The following is a 16,818-nucleotide window of genomic DNA, read 5'->3' on the forward strand; positions in this document are numbered from 1 at the left end:
CCAGCGGTACCGACTGTTTTCGGACGACGTTGCACCAGGGGTGGAGGACACACGCTCATGCAGGGCACGGTCGACGGATTCAGCTACGGGCTCGTGACGCCCCTGGCCGCCTTTCTCATGGCCTGCCTCGGCGGCGCCCTCGGCCTGCGGTGCACGACCAGATCGCTCCGCCACCACGACAGCTTCAAGGCGGGCTGGCTCGCCCTCGGCGCCACCTCGATCGGCACCGGCATCTGGACGATGCACTTCATCGCGATGATGGGCTTCTCCGTCCAGCAGGCGCCCGTCGCCTACGACCGCCCCCTCACCTTCGCCAGCCTGGGCGTCGCCGTCCTCATGGTCGGCATCGGCATCTTCATCGTCGGCTACCGCGGCGCGACCGCCCTCACCCTGGTCACCGGCGGCACCATCACGGGCCTCGGCGTCGCCACCATGCACTACCTCGGCATGGCCGGTATGCGCCTCCAGGGCAAGATCGAGTACGACACCCTCACGGTCGCCCTCTCCGTGGTCATCGCCGTCGTCGCCGCCACCGCGGCCCTCTGGGCGGCCGTCTCCGTCCATGGATTTCTGGCCAGTCTCGGCGCGAGCCTGGTGATGGGCGGAGCGGTCAGTGGTATGCACTACACCGCCATGGCCGCCGTCAGCGTCCACCTGCACGGCACCGGGGCCCGCCCCGGAACCGGGGACACCGCCACCTCGCTCCTCCTGCCCATGCTGATCGGCCCGGCGGTCTTCCTGATCCTGGCCGCCGTCGTCGTCATGTTCGACCCGCTGCTCGTGATGGGCGACCCGGACTGGCAGCGGCCCGCCGCCCGGACCCCGCACCGCCCCGGCGTGCCCGCCCCGCGCCACGTGCCGTCCTACGGCGAGCCCGCCAACTGGACCGCCCGTCCCGGCCGGCGCCCCGCCGGACGGGCCGGCCGCGGCTCCCCCGGCCGGAGCGTCCCGCGCGCCGGACACCGTTCCCAGGACTGGTGACGGGACGCCCGGCGACCGGGCGGTGAGCCGATCACCGCCCGACTGTCGGTGCCGGGTCGTACGGTGGTTGCATGCGGCCCGTTTCCAAGATCGAACGTTCGGTGGCGCCCTTCGAGGTCGTCAGTGAGTACAAGCCCAGCGGCGACCAGCCGACCGCCATCGCCGACCTCGAGCGGCGCGTCCGCGCGGGCGAGAAGGACGTCGTCCTCCTCGGCGCCACCGGCACCGGCAAGTCGGCGACCACGGCGTGGATGATCGAGAAGCTCCAGCGCCCCACCCTGGTGATGGCGCCGAACAAGACGCTGGCCGCGCAGCTGGCGAACGAGTTCCGCGAGCTCCTGCCGAACAACGCCGTCGAGTACTTCGTCTCGTACTACGACTACTACCAGCCCGAGGCGTACGTCCCGCAGTCGGACACGTACATCGAGAAGGACTCCTCCATCAACGAGGAGGTGGAGCGGCTCCGCCACTCCGCGACGAACTCCCTGCTCACCCGCAGGGACGTCGTCGTGGTCGCCTCCGTCTCCTGCATCTACGGCCTCGGCACGCCCCAGGAGTACGTGGACCGGATGGTCCCGCTCAAGGTCGGCGAGGAGATCGACCGCGACCAGCTGCTCCGCCGCTTCGTCGACATCCAGTACACGCGGAACGACCTCGCGTTCACCCGCGGCACCTTCCGGGTGCGCGGCGACACCATCGAGATCTTCCCGGTGTACGAGGAGCTCGCCGTCCGCATCGAGATGTTCGGCGACGAGATCGAGGCCCTCTCCACCCTCCACCCGCTCACCGGCGAGGTCATCAGCGAGGACCACGAGCTGTACGTCTTCCCCGCCAGCCACTACGTCGCGGGCCCCGAGCGCATGGAGCGGGCCGTCAACGACATCGAGCGCGAGCTGGAGGGCCGCCTCGCCGAACTCGACAAGCAGGGCAAGCACCTGGAGTCCCAGCGCCTGCGCATGCGCACCACGTACGACATCGAGATGATGCGGCAGATCGGCTCCTGCTCCGGCATCGAGAACTACTCGATGCACTTCGACGGCCGCGACCCCGGCTCCGCGCCGAACACCCTCCTCGACTACTTCCCCGAGGACTTCCTCCTCGTCATCGACGAGTCGCACGTCACCGTGCCGCAGATCGGCGCCATGTACGAGGGCGACGCGTCCCGCAAGCGGACCCTCGTCGACCACGGCTTCCGCCTTCCCTCCGCCCTCGACAACCGCCCGCTGAAGTGGGAGGAGTTCCAGGAGCGGATCGGGCAGACCGTCTACCTCTCCGCCACCCCCGGGACGTACGAGCTCTCGCGCGGCGACGGCTTCGTCGAGCAGATCATCCGGCCCACCGGACTCGTCGACCCCGAGGTCGTGGTCAAGCCCACCGAGGGCCAGATCGACGACCTCGTCCACGAGATCCGGCTGCGCGCCGAGCGCGACGAGCGGGTCCTCGTCACCACCCTCACCAAGAAGATGGCCGAGGACCTCACCGACTACTTCCTGGAGCTCGGCATCCAGGTGCGCTACCTGCACAGCGACGTCGACACCCTGCGCCGCATCGAGCTCCTCCGCGAGCTGCGCGCCGGAGAGTACGACGTCCTCGTCGGCATCAACCTGCTCCGGGAGGGCCTCGACCTCCCCGAGGTGTCCCTCGTCGCCATCCTCGACGCGGACAAGCAGGGCTTCCTGCGCTCCGGGACCTCTCTCATCCAGACCATCGGCCGCGCCGCGCGCAACGTGTCGGGCCAGGTCCACATGTACGCGGACCGGATCACCCCGGCGATGGAGCAGGCCATCGAGGAGACCAACCGGCGCCGCGAGAAGCAGATCGCGTACAACACCGAGCGCGGCATCGACCCGCAGCCGCTCCGCAAGAAGATCAACGACATCGTCGCGACCATCGCGCGCGAGGAGATCGACACCGAGGAACTGCTCGGCACCGGCTACCGGCAGGGCAAGGAGGGCAAGGGCGCGAAGGCCCCCGTGCCCTCGCTGGCCGCGCACGGCCCCACGGCCCGGGGCAAGGGCGGAAAGGCCGGTTCGACCGTCGAGCTCGGCGACCGGCCCGCCACCGAACTGGCCGCGATCATCGAGGAGATGACGGACCGGATGCGCGCCGCCGCCGCCGAGCTGCAGTTCGAGGTGGCGGCCCGGCTCAGGGACGAGGTGGGCGAGCTGAAGAAGGAGCTGCGCCAGATGAAGGAGGCGGGGCTCGCCTGACGGGGCGGCGGAGGGCCGACGGCCGGGCCGGGACGGACCCGACGGCGGGCGGCCAGGAGGGGCGGTCCGGTGTGTTGCAAGACCGACACAAAACCGGACCGAGTCTCCGCTGTGTCGGTGCCGCTGCGTAGGGTGCTCGACAACCGCACGCACCGGACAGCGGGCGCGGGGAATCGCCAACGAGAGGGGCAGACGCGTGTCGGTCAACATGACCAAGGGTCAGGCCATCAGCCTGGAGAAGAAGGGCGGGGGCAGCCTCACCCAGGTGCGGATGGGGCTCGGCTGGCAGGCCGCGCCGCGCCGGGGTCTCTTCGGCTCGCGCACCCGGGAGATCGACCTGGACGCCTCGGCCGTGCTCTTCGCCGAGAAGCAGCCGGTCGACGTCGTCTTCTTCCGCCACCTGGTCAGCGACGACGGCTCGGTCAAGCACACCGGCGACAACCTGGTCGGCGGCGCGGGCCAGGGCGGCGACGACGAGGCGATCCTCGTGGACCTGGAGCGGGTGCCGGTCCACATCGACCAGATCGTCTTCACGGTGAACTCCTTCACCGGGCAGACGTTCCAGGAGGTGCAGAACGCCTTCTGCCGGATCGTCGACGAGACGAACGGGCAGGAGCTCGCGCGCTACACCCTCGACGGCGGCGGCAACTACACCGCGCAGATCATGGCGAAGGTGCACCGGGTCGGCTCCGGCTGGCAGATGACCGCCCTGGGCAACCCGGCCAACGGCCGCACCTTCCAGGACCTGATGCCGGCGATCCTGCCGCACCTGTAACCAGGCCCGGCACGACACACCCGCAGCTCCCGGTGGCACCAGGCCGCCGGGAGCTGTCCCGCATGAACTTGCCCGGCACCAGGAAACGCTGAGGGGACAGAGACGATGACGGCCGAGCTGGTCCGGGGGCAGAACCACCCCCTGCCCGAGACCCGACTGGAGATCCGGGTGTCGGCCGGTCACCCCGTCGTCGCCGGGGTCACCCTCGGCGACGAGCAGGGCCGCGTGGCCGGCGCGGAGTGCATCGCCCACCCCGGCGCACCCGCCCTCCCCGGGGTCGGCGTGCCCGGACCGGCCGCTGCCGACCACCGGCTCACCGTCGACCTGGACGCGGTCCCCGGGACCGTCCACCGCGTCTCGGTCCTCCTCGCGCTCACCGGCGCCGCCGCCCGCTTCGGGGCCCTCGCCGCCCCCTTCGTCGCCGTCGCCGGCGCCGACGGCACCGAGATCGCGAGCTACACCCTCACCGGACTCGACCGGGAGTCCGCCGTCGTGGCCCTGGAGCTGTACCGCCGCCAGGGAGCCTGGAAGGTCCGCGCCATGGGCCAGGGGTACGAGGGCGGGCTCGCCGCCCTCCTCGGCGACCAGGGCCTGGAGCGCGCCGAGGAGCTGGCCGCGTCGATCCTGGCGGCGGTGGCCCCCGAGCGCGACCGGCCGGCCGAGGCCCCCGCCCCCCGCGTCCCCCGGGCGGAGCGCGTCCCCCGCACGGCACCGCCCGCGCCGGACCCGACGCCCCCGTCCGCCCCCGGCCCCGCACCGGCGCCCGGCGGGCCCCTGAACTACGCCCACCCCCGTCGCCGGGCGGCCGAGCCCGCTCCCGCTCCCGAGCCGCGGCGGGCGCCGCCCGTGCCGGTCGCCGGGGACGCCTCGGGCTGGTCCATGGACGAGCGGCTCTACAACCAGGTGTGGGGCATGTTCGAGGACCTGGCCCGTACCGCCGCCGCCTACCGCAGCGCCTGCGACTTCGCGGAGTCCCGGCTCAACCGCGAGCTCGACGAGGCGCTCACCGACTACCGGTCCCGGGCCGGCGGCGCGAACGACGCCGCGCGCGCCGCCGCCCGCGCCCGGCACGACGAGCTCGTGGGGCGCGCCCGTGAGGTCCTGGACCGGGACCTGGCCCAGCTCGCCGTCGAGTCCGAGGTCGTCGAGCCGGCGCTGCCCGTCGCGTACGCGCGCTGGGACAACCCCGTCTGGCACGGCTACCGCGTCCCGGGTGAGGAGCCGATGGCCGTCCGTCTCGGCGACCTCCACCTCCCCGAGCGCACCGACCTGCGGATCCCCATGCTCGTCCGGCTGCCGCTGGAGCGCGGGCTGTGGGTGGACTCCGGCCGCGGCCGGAGCGAGGCGGCCGCCTTCCTGGACGAGGCCGAGCTGCGGCGGCTCGCCCTGGACTGCGCGGTGGCGCACGCGGCGCGGCTCCTCGCGGCGCACCCGGCCGGCGCGTTCACCGTCCATCTCGTCGACCCGGCGGGCGCCGGCGCCGCCGCCCTCGCGCCGCTCGTGGAGACGGGGGCCGCCGCGCCGCCCGCCCGGGGCGCGGCCGGTGTCTCGGCGGTCCTGGAGCAGCTCACCGAGCGGGTCGACCTGCTGCAGATGGCAGTGCGGGGCGGTGCGGCCGACGCGCTGCCGCCGGGTCTGGACGCGGCCCGGCAGTTGCTGATCGTGCACGACTTCCCGCACGGCTTCGACGACCGGGCGGTCACCCGGCTGCGGTACCTGGCCGACGAGGGCCCCTCGGTCGGCGTCCATCTGCTGATGGTCGCGGACCGGGAGGACGCGGCGGCGTACGGGCCGCTGCTCGACCCCCTGTGGCGTTCGCTGCTGCGGCTCACCCCCGTGCCCGACGACCACCTCGCCGATCCCTGGGTCGGCCACGCCTGGTCGTACGAGCCGCCGCTCGTTCCGCCGGGCAGCGCGATCCTCCGCCAGGTCCTCACGCGCGTGGCGGCCGCTCGCCATGGAAAGGGCCTTTGAGCTGGCCTTTTGAGGGCTCTTTACCCTTCTCTTTACCTTCTCTTGGTCTTTCGGGTAGTCTTCTTGGTGCGGAGGGGAGTACTCCCCATTGCGCGGCGTACCCGTCAATACGGACGGATCATCATCGATCCGATCCCGGGGCGTCGGCCCGGCGGCCCGTCCGCCGCCCGGGTGGAAGAGACCTCCGGCAGCGACGACGCTGATCAGTAGCCGTACGACGCCGGAGGCGCAGTGGACGTTTCAATGACTCTGTGGGTAGTGACCATTCTCGGTCTCGCCGCCCTGATCGGAGCCGACTTCTTCATCGGGCGCAAGCCCCATGACGTGTCGGTCAAGGAAGCCGGAATCTGGACGATCGTCTGGATCGTGCTGGCCGTGCTCTTCGGACTCGGCCTGCTGGTCTTCGGCAACAGCCAGGCGTCGGGCGAGTTCTTCGCGGGCTACGTCACCGAGAAGTCGCTCAGCGTCGACAACCTCTTCGTCTTCGTCCTGATCATGGCGAAGTTCGCGGTCCCCTCGCACCTCCAGCAGCGCGTGCTCCTGGTGGGCGTGGTGATCGCCCTGGTCCTCCGCACGATCTTCATCGCCGCGGGCGCCGCGATCATCGCGAGCTTCTCGTGGGTCTTCTACATCTTCGGCGCGTTCCTGATCTACACCGCCTGGAAGCTCATCCAGGAGGCGCGCTCCGACGAGGAGGAGGACGACTGGGAGGAGAACCGTCTCCTCAAGATGGCCGAGAAGAAGTTCGGCGTCGCCGACCGCTACCACGGCACCAAGCTCTTCATCGTCAACAACGGCAAGCGGATCATGACCCCGCTGATGGTCGTCATGCTGGCCATCGGCACCACCGACATCCTCTTCGCCCTCGACTCCATCCCGGCGATCTTCGGCCTCACCCAGGACCCGTACATCGTCTTCACCGCCAACGCCTTCGCCCTCATGGGTCTGCGGCAGCTGTACTTCCTGATCGGCGGCCTGCTCAAGAAGCTGGTCCACCTCAGTTACGGCCTGTCGGTGATCCTCGGCTTCATCGGCGTGAAGCTCGTGCTGCACGCGCTGCACGAGTCCGGGGTGCACGTCCCGGAGATCACCATCCCGTTCTCGCTGGCGTTCATCGGCGGTGTCCTGGTCATCACGACCATCACCAGCCTGATCGCCTCCAGGAGGCAGGCACAGCGCGAGGCCGCGGAGGCCGCCGCGACGCCGGCCGCCCCCGAGGACACCCCGAAGGACAGCGTCGAGGCCTGACGCCCTTCCGCACCACCGACGGCCGACCGGATCCCTTCCGGTCGGCCGTCGCCGTGTCCGCGGGGCGCCCCGCCCCGTGCCGCGGGCTCAGACGGCCGCCGGCTCCGGTGCCGGTTCCCCGGTGCGGCCCGGGAGGGTCTCCGGGAGGAGGGCGAAGCAGCCGAGGCTCACCAGGGCGACCAGCGTGAGGTAGGCCGCGACGCCCCAGGGCGGGCCGGAGCCGCCCTCGGAGAGGGTCGTGGCCAGGATCGGCGTCAGCGCACCGCCCAGGACGCCGGCCAGGTTGTAGCCGACGGCGGCGCCGGTGCAGCGGACGCGCGGCTCGTACAGCTCCGGCAGGTACGCGGCGACCACCGAGAACATCGTGATGAAGGCCAGCAGCGCGCCCAGGAACCCGAGGAACATCAGCGGCGGCCGGGCCGTGTGCAGCAGGGCCACCATCGGGAACATCCAGAGCGCGCAGCCGGCGCACCCCGCCAGGCAGAGCGGACGGCGGCCCCAGCGGTCGCCGAGGAGCGCCACGAACGGGGTCAGCACGCCCATCACGGCCACCGCCGCCATCACGCAGGCCAGCATCACGGTGCTGCTCACCCCGAGCCGCTCGGTGCCGTAGGCCAGCGCCCAGGTGGAGACCGAGTAGAAGACGGCGTACCCGACGGCGAGCGCCCCGGCCGTCAGCAGCACGAGGCGCCAGTGGTCGCGCACGATCTCGGCCAGCGGGGCGCCCGCGCGCCGTCCGGTCGCCGACAGCTCCTCGAACTGCGGGGTCTCCGCCAGCGAGGAGCGCAGCAGCAGCCCGGCGAGCGCGAGCAGCCCCGCGACCCAGAACGGCACCCGCCAGCCCCAGGAGCGGAACTCCGCGTCGCTCAGCCCGGCGGTGAGCGCCAGCATCACCCCGTTCGCCAGGAGGAAGCCGATCGACGGGCCGACCTGCGGGAAGCTCGACCACAGCGCGCGCCGGTGCGCGGGGGCGTGCTCGGCGGTGAGCAGGACCGCCCCGCCCCACTCGCCGCCCAGACCGAGGCCCTGGAGGAAGCGGAGGGTGAGCAGGAGCGCCGGGGCGGCGATGCCGAGCGTCGCGTACGTCGGGACGAAGCCGACCGCGACGGTGGCGCAGCCGGTCAGGAGCAGCGAGGCGAAGAGGACCGGCCGCCGGCCGTACCGGTCGCCGACGTGTCCGAAGAGGACCGAGCCCAGGGGGCGGGCGAGGAACCCGGCGGCGAAGGTGCCGAAGGCGGCCAGGGTCCCGGCCAGGGGCGAGAAGGTGGGGAAGAAGAGCGGCCCGAGGACGAGCGCGGCGGCGGTCCCGTAGACGAAGAAGTCGAAGAACTCGATGGCGGTGCCGACGAGCGAGGCGGCGGCGAGCCGCCCCATCGAGGGCGTCGGGACCGGCGACGGAGGGTGACTTTGGCGCATGTGGCGCCAACTACCCCGTCGCCGTCCCGGTTACGGGGGCGTGCGGGGGTGCGCAGCTCGGGGGCCGCGCGCCGGGGGTCACCAGCCGCGCTCGCGCCACTCCGCGAGGTGCGGGCGCTCGTCACCGAGCGTGGTGTCCCTGCCGTGGCCGGGGTAGACCCAGGACTCGTCGGGCAGGGCGGCGAAGAGCTTGGTCTCCACGTCGTGGATCAGGCTCGCGAAGGCCTCGGGGTCCTTCCACGTGTTGCCCACGCCGCCGGGGAAGAGGCAGTCGCCGGTGAAGACGTGCGGGTGGCCGTGCGGGTCGTCGTAGACCAGGGCGATCGAGCCCGGGGTGTGACCGACCAGGCGGCGCGCGGTCAGCTCCACCCGGCCCACCCGGATCGTGTCGCCGTCCTCGACGGGGACGTCGGTCGGGACCGGGATGCCCTCCGCGTCGTACGCGCCCGCGTACGTCCTGGCGCCGGTCGCGGCCACGACCTCCTCCAGGGCCTGCCAGTGGTCGCCGTGCCGGTGGGTGGTGACGACGGCGGCGATGCCGTCGTCACCGATCAGCGTGAGGAGCGTCCCGGCCTCGTTGGCCGCGTCGATCAGCAGCTGCTCGCCGGTCGCCCGGCAGCGCAGCAGATACGCGTTGTTGTCCATCGGGCCGACCGCGACCTTCGAGATCATCAGGTCCGTCAGCTCGTGCACGTCCGCCGCGCCGCCGACCTTCACCACTCCGCTGTACGTCATGGCCTCAGACTAGCCCCGGGGAGTGACAGTGGCGGCTACAGCGGCGGAAGCTCCGGCAGGGGGCCGCCCTCGGTCTTCAGGGCGGAGCCGTCGCGGCGGCCGGCGAGCCAGCCGAGGAGCTCGGGGGCGGGGCCGGAGACGGCCACGGGGCCTCCCTCGGCACCGCCGCCGGTCGTCCAGATGCGGCCGTCGTCGGCGCGGACGGCGGTCGAGGGCACGTCCTTGTGGCCGGCGAACCGCTCCGCCAGGAAGTCGATCTCCCGCTGGACGAACTCCTCCGGCAGGTCCTCCAGCTCGTAGCCCGCGCCCAGGTCGACGTGGTGCAGGGCGACCTCCACCCAGCGGCGGAAGGGGATCCGGGAGGCGCTGTCGGTGACCCCGTTGCGGAGCTCGACCGTGCGGGTCCAGTCGGCGGGCTCGGCGCCCGCGGTCTGGAAGCGGTCACCGCTTTCGCGCAGGTCGGCGAGGTGGACGTCGAGCGGTCGGCCGGCGTCGCGCTCGATGTCGGCGTCCCGGGTCGCGGCGTCCGCGTACATGGGTCGTCCCTGGAGGGCGTTCACGAGGGCGTCGGCGTTGCGGGCGACGTGGGCGAGGACATGGCCGCGGGTCCAGCCCGGAAGCCGTGACGGCTCGGCCGCCGCCGCGTTGTCCCAGGAGGCGGCGGCGGTCAGCAGACGGTCGGTCGCCTCGCGCACGGAGGCCAGGTCACGTTCGTGGTCGATCATGGCGCCGACCCTAGCGCCGCCACTCGTTCGGGTGAAGCGGTCTCGGGACGGCCGGAAATCGAATGTGCGTGCTATAGGCTCGGTGGAAGCATCCGGCATCCTTGGTTGTTGGGTGTGTCAGGCACATCCGCTCTCTCAAGAAAGGTGCGGACCGGCGTGGCCGACCGTCTCATCGTCCGTGGCGCTCGCGAGCACAACCTCAAGAACGTCTCGCTCGACCTCCCGCGTGACTCCCTCATCGTCTTCACCGGGCTCTCGGGGTCGGGCAAGTCCTCCCTCGCGTTCGACACGATCTTCGCCGAGGGGCAGCGCCGGTACGTCGAGTCGCTCTCCTCGTACGCCCGGCAGTTCCTCGGTCAGATGGACAAGCCGGACGTCGACTTCATCGAGGGGCTCTCGCCCGCCGTCTCCATCGACCAGAAGTCGACCTCGCGCAACCCGCGCTCGACGGTCGGCACCATCACGGAGGTCTACGACTACCTCCGCCTGCTCTTCGCCCGCATCGGCAAGCCGCACTGTCCCGAGTGCCGCCGGCCCATCTCCCGCCAGTCGCCGCAGGCCATCGTCGACAAGGTCCTGGAGCTCCCCGAGGGCAGCCGCTTCCAGGTGCTCTCCCCGCTCGTGCGCGAGCGCAAGGGCGAGTTCGTCGACCTCTTCGCCGACCTCCAGACCAAGGGCTACAGCCGCGCGCGGGTCGACGGCGTGACCGTCCAGCTGAGCGAGCCGCCGACGCTGAAGAAGCAGGAGAAGCACACGATCGAGGTGGTCGTCGACCGCCTCACCGTGAAGGACGGCGCCAAGCGCCGGCTCACCGACTCCGTCGAGACCGCGCTCGGACTCTCCGGCGGCATGGTCGTGCTCGACTTCGTCGACCTCGCCGAGGACGACCCCGAGCGCGAGCGGATGTACTCGGAGCACCTCTACTGCCCGTACGACGACCTGTCCTTCGAGGAGCTGGAGCCGCGCTCCTTCTCCTTCAACTCGCCCTTCGGCGCCTGCCCGGACTGCACCGGCATCGGCACGCGCATGGAGGTCGACCCGGAGCTGATCGTCCCCGACGAGGACAAGTCCCTCGACGAGGGCGCCATCCACCCCTGGTCGCACGGCCACACCAAGGAGTACTTCGGCCGGCTCATCGGCGGACTCTCCCAGGCTCTGGGCTTCCGCACGGACATCCCGTACGCCGGGCTGCCGCAGCGCGCCAAGAAGGCCCTGATGCACGGCCACAAGACCCAGGTCGAGGTCCGCTACCGCAACCGGTACGGACGCGAGCGGGCCTACACCACCCCGGCCTTCGAGGGCGCCGTCTCCTTCGTCAAGCGGCGGCACACCGAGGCCGAGAGCGACTCCAGCCGCGAGCGCTTCGAGGGCTACATGCGCGAGGTGCCCTGCCCCACCTGCGAGGGCACCCGCCTCAAGCCGATCGTCCTCGCGGTCACGGTCATGGACCGGTCCATCGCCGAGGTCTCGGGGATGTCGATCAGCGACTGCGCCGAGTTCCTCTCCCGCCTCACGCTCAACGCCCGCGACAAGAAGATCGCCGAGCGGGTCCTCAAGGAGGTCAACGAGCGGCTGCGCTTCCTCGTCGACGTCGGCCTCGACTACCTCTCGCTCAACCGGGCGGCGGGCACGCTCTCCGGCGGCGAGGCCCAGCGCATCCGGCTCGCCACCCAGATCGGCTCCGGTCTGGTGGGCGTGCTCTACGTGCTCGACGAGCCGTCCATCGGCCTCCACCAGCGCGACAACCACCGGCTGATCGAGACCCTGGTCCGGCTCCGGGACATGGGCAACACGCTCATCGTGGTCGAGCACGACGAGGACACGATCAAGGTCGCCGACTGGGTCGTCGACATCGGCCCCGGCGCCGGCGAGCACGGCGGCAAGGTCGTCCACTCCGGCTCCCTGAAGGAGCTCCTCGCCAACGAGGAGTCGATGACCGGGCAGTACCTGTCCGGCCGCAGGGCGATCGCCACTCCGGACATCCGCCGCCCGGTGGACCCGGGCCGCCGGCTCACCGTGCACGGGGCACGCGAGAACAACCTGCGGGACATCGACGTCTCCTTCCCGCTGGGCGTCCTCACCGCGGTCACCGGCGTCTCCGGCTCCGGCAAGTCGACCCTGGTCAACGACATCCTCTACACCCACCTGGCGCGCGAGCTGAACGGCGCCAAGTCGGTGCCCGGACGGCATACGCGCGTGGACGGCGACGAGCTCGTCGACAAGGTCGTGCACGTCGACCAGTCCCCGATCGGCCGCACCCCGCGATCGAACCCGGCGACGTACACCGGCGTCTTCGACCACGTCCGCAAGCTCTTCGCCGAGACGATGGAGGCCAAGGTCCGGGGCTACCTGCCCGGCCGCTTCTCCTTCAACGTCAAGGGCGGCCGCTGCGAGAACTGCTCCGGCGACGGCACGATCAAGATCGAGATGAACTTCCTCCCGGACGTCTACGTCCCGTGCGAGGTCTGCCACGGCGACCGGTACAACCGGGAGACCCTGGAGGTCCACTACAAGGGCAAGTCCATCGCCGAAGTCCTGAACATGCCGATCGAGGAGGCCCTCGACTTCTTCGAGGCCGTCCCGACCATCGCCCGGCACCTGCGCACGCTCAACGAGGTCGGACTCGGCTACGTCCGCCTCGGCCAGTCCGCGCCGACGCTCTCCGGCGGCGAGGCGCAGCGCGTCAAGCTCGCCTCCGAGCTCCAGAAGCGCTCGACGGGCCGCACGGTCTACGTGCTGGACGAGCCGACCACCGGTCTCCACTTCGAGGACATCTCGAAGCTGATCAAGGTCCTGTCCAACCTGGTCGACAAGGGCAACTCGGTGATCGTCATCGAGCACAACCTCGATGTCATCAAGACCGCGGACTGGGTCATCGACATGGGCCCGGAGGGCGGCAGCGGCGGCGGCCTCGTGGTCGCCGAGGGCACGCCGGAGGAGGTCGCCTCGGTGCCGGCGAGCCACACCGGCAAGTTCCTCCGCGAGATCCTCGGCGCCGACCGGATCAGCGACGCCGCGGGGACGATCCCGGCGGCCCGCGGGACGAAGAAGAAGACGGCGGCGAAGGCCCCGGCCAAGAAGACCGCGACGAAGGCGGCGGCGACCAGGGCCGCCGCCGGCAAGGCCACGGCGACGAAGGCCACCGCGACCAAGGCCACCGCGACCAAGGCCACCGCGACCAAGGCCGCGGCGACGAAGGGCACCGCCACCAAGGCCGCGGCCAAGAAGTCGACGGCCAGGACCCGCAAGGCGTGAGGTTCCGGGCAGGGCCCCCACCCGGGGTCCTGCCCGGGCCCCGTCGCGGGGCCTTCCGCAGCTCAGGGCCCGGCCGAGGGCGGGGGAGGGGGCGCCGGTATCGTCGGTTCGGTCACCCCTGGGGGGTCTTGTCCCCGACGCGAACCGTGGAGCGCTCATGTCCGGCCAGTCCAGCCGCCGCACCGTACTGAAAGGCGCGGCCCTCGCCGGAGCCGCCGGGCTGGGCGTCGCCGCCTGCTCCACCGAGTCCAAGCTCGGCCACGCCGAGGTCCCGACCCCGACCGCCCCGGTCCCGCTCGGCGCGCCCGACGAGGTCCCCGTCGGCGGTTCCAAGCTCTACCGCGAGCAGCGGCTCGTGGTGAGCTGCCCGGCCAAGGGCCAGTACAGGGCCTTCAGCGCCCAGTGCACCCACGCCGGATGCGTCCTCGACAAGGTCGAGGAGAACGAGGGCAACTGCCCCTGCCACGGCAGCCGCTTCGACGTGACCACCGGCAAGGCCCTCCGCGGCCCCGCCACCGTCCCGCTCCCCGAGGTCCCCGTCCGCGTCGAGGACGGCAGGCTGGTGGCCGGCCCCGAGTCCGCCGCCCCCAAGGCCTGAGGCCTCACGCCCAGTCCCAGTCGATCCCCAGGATCCCCGGGCGCACCCCCTGCTCCACGACGTGCACCGTGCGGTGCCGGCCGCTCAGGGTCAGCTCCGCACGGCCGCCGCGCGGCGCCCCCGCGGAGACCTGCGCGAACCTCCGGCACCGCACCGGGAGCGCCGCCTCGTCGAAGCGGACCTGGAGCACGTACTGCCCGCCCGCGAAGCTGAACCCGCGCACGTACTCCCCGCTCGGACCCGCCGTACCGTCCTCGAAGCCGTACGAGAACAGATACGTGTCCCCGGCCCGCAGCCGCGCGTCGAAGAGCAGCTCCGCGACCACCACGCCCGTCCCGGCGTGCCACCGCACCCGGCCCGTCCGGCAGTTCTCCACCGCCCGCACCACCACCCGGGACGGGTCGCAGCCGGGGTCGCCGTGGTGGATGGCCAGATAGCGGTCCACGCCGTCCCGGTGCGCGCGCACCACGTGCTGCGACTCGCGCCCGACCAGCTCCCGCCCCGCCCCGATCCGTACCCGCTCGTGGTGCCCCACCGTGTGCAGCCCGCCGTCCGCCGGGGACTCCAGCTCGGCGAGCAGCTCCTCGACCGAGCCCGACGCCTCCACCAGTGAGCGGTACGAGCGCCCCGCCGGGCGCTCCACCTCGGTGCGGCCGGCGGCGTCCTCCGTCAGGAGCCGCAGCAGCGAGTTCCCGGGCAGCTGGAGCACCTCCTCCAGGGCCCGGACGGCCTTCAGGGACTCCGGGCGCTGCGGCCGGCGGGCGCCCTGCTGCCAGTAGCTCAGACTCGTCACCCCGACCTTGACGCCCCGGTGCGCGAGATGGTGCTGGACCCGCTGGAGCGGCAGCCCGCGCACGGCGAGCGCGGTGCGCAGCGCCAGATGGAAGGGGCCGGTGTGCAGCAACTGCGCCAGATCGGCCTCGGTGTGGCTCACGAGGGCTCCTCAGTGAACGTTCACGGTGGGGGCACGGACCGTCGTGCCGCGTGGGGAGCGCGGGCAGGTGGGCCACGGGTGTCCGTTCACACCCGGGTCACACCGTTCACAGTCCGATGTCACCCCGCATTGAAGCGTGTTGACCCGTTCCGGACAACGGCAGATGCTCCTGACCAGCGTCCGGACGCGCTCCTCCACCCCCCACATCCCCACCCCCCTCTCCGGGAGGAACGCGATGCGCAGAAGAAGGCTCCACCTCGCGGCACTCTCCGCCGCCGCACTCTTCCTCGTCCCCACGACCTCGGCCTCCGCCGCACCCGCCGGCGCGGACTCGGCCCTCGCCTCCAAGCGGCTGAACATCACCATGCAGGCCCAGCAGAAGACCAACTGGTGCTGGGCGGCGAGCGGCAACACCATCGCCACCTGGTACGGCCGGAACTACAGCCAGAACCAGTTCTGCAACGCCGCCTTCAACCGCCAGCAGGGCTACGACTGCCCCAACTCGCAGGCCACCCTCGGCAACGTCCAGACCGGACTGAGCTGGGCGGGCATCAGCCCCGGCTCGTACGTCGACGGCTGGCTGCGCTACTCGACCGTCCAGACCGAGATCAACGCCGACCGGCCCGTCGAGACGCGCATCCAGTGGTCGAGCGGCGGCGGCCACATGCACGTGATCTACGGCTACGACGACGCCAACAGCTGGGTCTACTGGGGCGACCCCTGGCCCTCCAGCGACCGCTACAACTGGGCCTCGCACGCCTGGTACGTCAACAACAGCTCGTTCTCCTGGACCCACTCGCTCTACCGGATCGGGGCGTGACGACGATGAGGACCGTACGGACCGCCGCCGCGCTCGGCCTGCTCAGCGCGCTCGTCGCCCTCGGGGCGCTCCCGGCCGCCGCCGCCGAGAGCCTCCCGCCCGCACCCACCCCCGAACAGGCCGCGTCCTCGCCGCAGACGCTGGACACCCTGTCCCGGTTCTTCGCCCGCGACGGGGCCCTCGCCCGCACGGCGGCCGCGCCGCGCGTCGACGGCGCCTCCGTGCCGGTGCGGGTCCTCTCCCCGGACTTCGTCGCGGGGAAGCCCGGGGCGCCGGTCGCCCGCGTCGAGTTCCGCGCCAGCAGGGCCGTCGCCTCCGACGGGCAGAAGGCCTCCCTGTGGACGGTGAAGCAGCCGGGCGGCTGGCAGGTGGTGAACATCGCCACCGGTGACGACGAGATCCGCTACGCGGAGATGGGCCGGGGCGGTCTCGTCTTCCGCGAGCCGCAGATCGACGCGTGGTACGTCCAGAAGGGGGCGAAGGTGCTGCCGCTGGACGAGGACGCGGTACGGGCCGTCGGCCGCGACGGGACGAGCCTCGCGGCCTACCGGTCGCGGGTCGCCCACGCCTACGGCGACAAGCTGCCGGGCTCGGCCTACGCGAGGAAGGGGGCGGCGGGGGGTTACGACGTGAAGGCGACGGCGGAGTCCGGGGCCGTCGCCGGTGGCGGAACGGTGATGGCGGGCGCGGGGCTGGGTGTGGTGCTGCTGGCGGCAACGGCGACGCTCCGGCGCCGCCGCGCCGTCCCTCGCGCCTGAGCCACGGGACCCCGCGCTCCCGCGGGACCCGCCTTGGGCCTGCGCCCCGCCCCGTTGTGGGCATGCGTTCCGCCGGGGCGGAACGGGTGGGCACAACGGACGGCGCCCCGTGCCGGGCCTAGGCTTCCACGCCCTGACCCGCACCCCTGGTGCAGCACGCTGGTGGTGCGGGTCGAGGCGCGGAATGCGGAGGCGCCGCGAAGGGCGCCGTCCCGTGTGCCCACCCGTCCCGCCCAGCGGGACGATTGCCCACACGGCGGCGGGGCACCGCCCAGCCGGGCGTGGGCCCACACGGGCCGGGGGTCGGTCCGCGGGGCGGCCCCCCCCCCCCCCGGGCCCCCCCGCCCCCGCCCCCGCGGGCGGGGGGGGGCGCCCGGGCGGGGGGCCGG

13 protein-coding genes are annotated in these 16,818 nt (G+C 72.3%); 9 read left to right on the forward strand and 4 right to left on the reverse strand.

Features of this window, described 5'->3' with window-relative positions:
* The first annotated feature begins 57 nt into the window (after positions 1-57).
* The 5 genes from ACFV2S_RS08515 to ACFV2S_RS08535 all read left to right on the forward strand — a co-directional run bounded on the left by ACFV2S_RS08515 (position 58) and on the right by ACFV2S_RS08535 (position 7,188).
* A complete protein-coding gene (locus ACFV2S_RS08515) occupies positions 58-981 on the forward strand; it encodes an MHYT domain-containing protein (protein ID WP_385555472.1) in 924 nt (307 codons plus the stop codon).
* Between the two features lie 71 nt (positions 982-1,052).
* A complete protein-coding gene (gene uvrB, locus ACFV2S_RS08520; protein WP_383800442.1) occupies positions 1,053-3,191 on the forward strand; it encodes an excinuclease ABC subunit UvrB in 2,139 nt (712 codons plus the stop codon).
* 196 nt (positions 3,192-3,387) lie between these two features.
* Positions 3,388-3,966 carry a TerD family protein gene (locus ACFV2S_RS08525; RefSeq protein ID WP_189802381.1) on the forward strand — a complete coding sequence of 193 codons (579 nt, stop codon included), beginning with the start codon at positions 3,388-3,390 and terminating at the stop codon, positions 3,964-3,966.
* Between the two features lie 105 nt (positions 3,967-4,071).
* Positions 4,072-5,940, forward strand: a complete 1,869-nt coding sequence (locus tag ACFV2S_RS08530; protein ID WP_385555475.1) for a TerD family protein — start codon at positions 4,072-4,074, stop codon at positions 5,938-5,940.
* Between the two features lie 231 nt (positions 5,941-6,171).
* Positions 6,172-7,188 carry a TerC/Alx family metal homeostasis membrane protein gene (locus ACFV2S_RS08535; protein ID WP_385555477.1) on the forward strand — a complete coding sequence of 339 codons (1,017 nt, stop codon included), beginning with the start codon at positions 6,172-6,174 and terminating at the stop codon, positions 7,186-7,188.
* Between the two features lie 87 nt (positions 7,189-7,275).
* Here ACFV2S_RS08535 and ACFV2S_RS08540 read toward each other — a convergent pair whose 3' ends face one another.
* The 3 genes from ACFV2S_RS08540 to ACFV2S_RS08550 all read right to left on the reverse strand — a co-directional run bounded on the left by ACFV2S_RS08540 (position 7,276) and on the right by ACFV2S_RS08550 (position 10,064).
* Positions 7,276-8,562 (reverse strand): MFS transporter, encoded by a 1,287-nt coding sequence (locus ACFV2S_RS08540; RefSeq protein WP_385555742.1) that lies wholly within the window; start codon positions 8,560-8,562, stop codon positions 7,276-7,278.
* Positions 8,563-8,682: 120 nt separating this feature from the next.
* The gene (locus tag ACFV2S_RS08545) at positions 8,683-9,339 is read right to left on the reverse strand and encodes an MBL fold metallo-hydrolase (RefSeq protein WP_385555479.1); all 657 of its coding nucleotides are present in this window, start codon (positions 9,337-9,339) and stop codon (positions 8,683-8,685) included.
* A 35-nt stretch (positions 9,340-9,374) separates the two neighbouring features.
* Complete coding sequence (locus tag ACFV2S_RS08550) at positions 9,375-10,064, reverse strand: maleylpyruvate isomerase family mycothiol-dependent enzyme (RefSeq protein WP_385555481.1); 690 nt, start codon at positions 10,062-10,064, stop codon at positions 9,375-9,377.
* Between the two features lie 156 nt (positions 10,065-10,220).
* Between ACFV2S_RS08550 and uvrA the strand changes: the two genes are divergently transcribed.
* Together uvrA and ACFV2S_RS08560 are read left to right on the forward strand one after the other, a co-directional pair.
* Entirely contained in the window at positions 10,221-13,319 is a 3,099-nt protein-coding gene (gene uvrA / locus ACFV2S_RS08555) for an excinuclease ABC subunit UvrA (protein ID WP_385555483.1), read from the forward strand.
* Positions 13,320-13,476: 157 nt separating this feature from the next.
* Positions 13,477-13,917: a Rieske (2Fe-2S) protein gene (locus tag ACFV2S_RS08560; protein WP_385555485.1), complete on the forward strand. Its 441-nt coding sequence runs from the start codon at positions 13,477-13,479 to the stop codon at positions 13,915-13,917.
* 4 nt (positions 13,918-13,921) lie between these two features.
* Here ACFV2S_RS08560 and ACFV2S_RS08565 read toward each other — a convergent pair whose 3' ends face one another.
* Entirely contained in the window at positions 13,922-14,851 is a 930-nt protein-coding gene (locus tag ACFV2S_RS08565; RefSeq protein ID WP_383798950.1) for a hypothetical protein, read from the reverse strand.
* Positions 14,852-15,086: 235 nt separating this feature from the next.
* Here ACFV2S_RS08565 and ACFV2S_RS08570 point away from each other — a divergent pair, with 235 nt between their 5' ends.
* Together ACFV2S_RS08570 and ACFV2S_RS08575 are read left to right on the forward strand one after the other, a co-directional pair.
* The gene (locus ACFV2S_RS08570; RefSeq protein ID WP_385555487.1) at positions 15,087-15,671 is read left to right on the forward strand and encodes a papain-like cysteine protease family protein; all 585 of its coding nucleotides are present in this window, start codon (positions 15,087-15,089) and stop codon (positions 15,669-15,671) included.
* Entirely contained in the window at positions 15,668-16,429 is a 762-nt protein-coding gene (locus ACFV2S_RS08575) for a hypothetical protein (protein WP_385555489.1), read from the forward strand. Before ACFV2S_RS08570 ends, ACFV2S_RS08575 begins: the two co-directional genes overlap by 4 nt.
* Positions 16,430-16,818: the final 389 nt, after the last annotated feature.

Origin of the sequence: Streptomyces sp. NPDC059695, from assembly GCF_042733785.1 — a bacterium.
GTDB lineage: Bacteria > Actinomycetota > Actinomycetes > Streptomycetales > Streptomycetaceae > Streptomyces.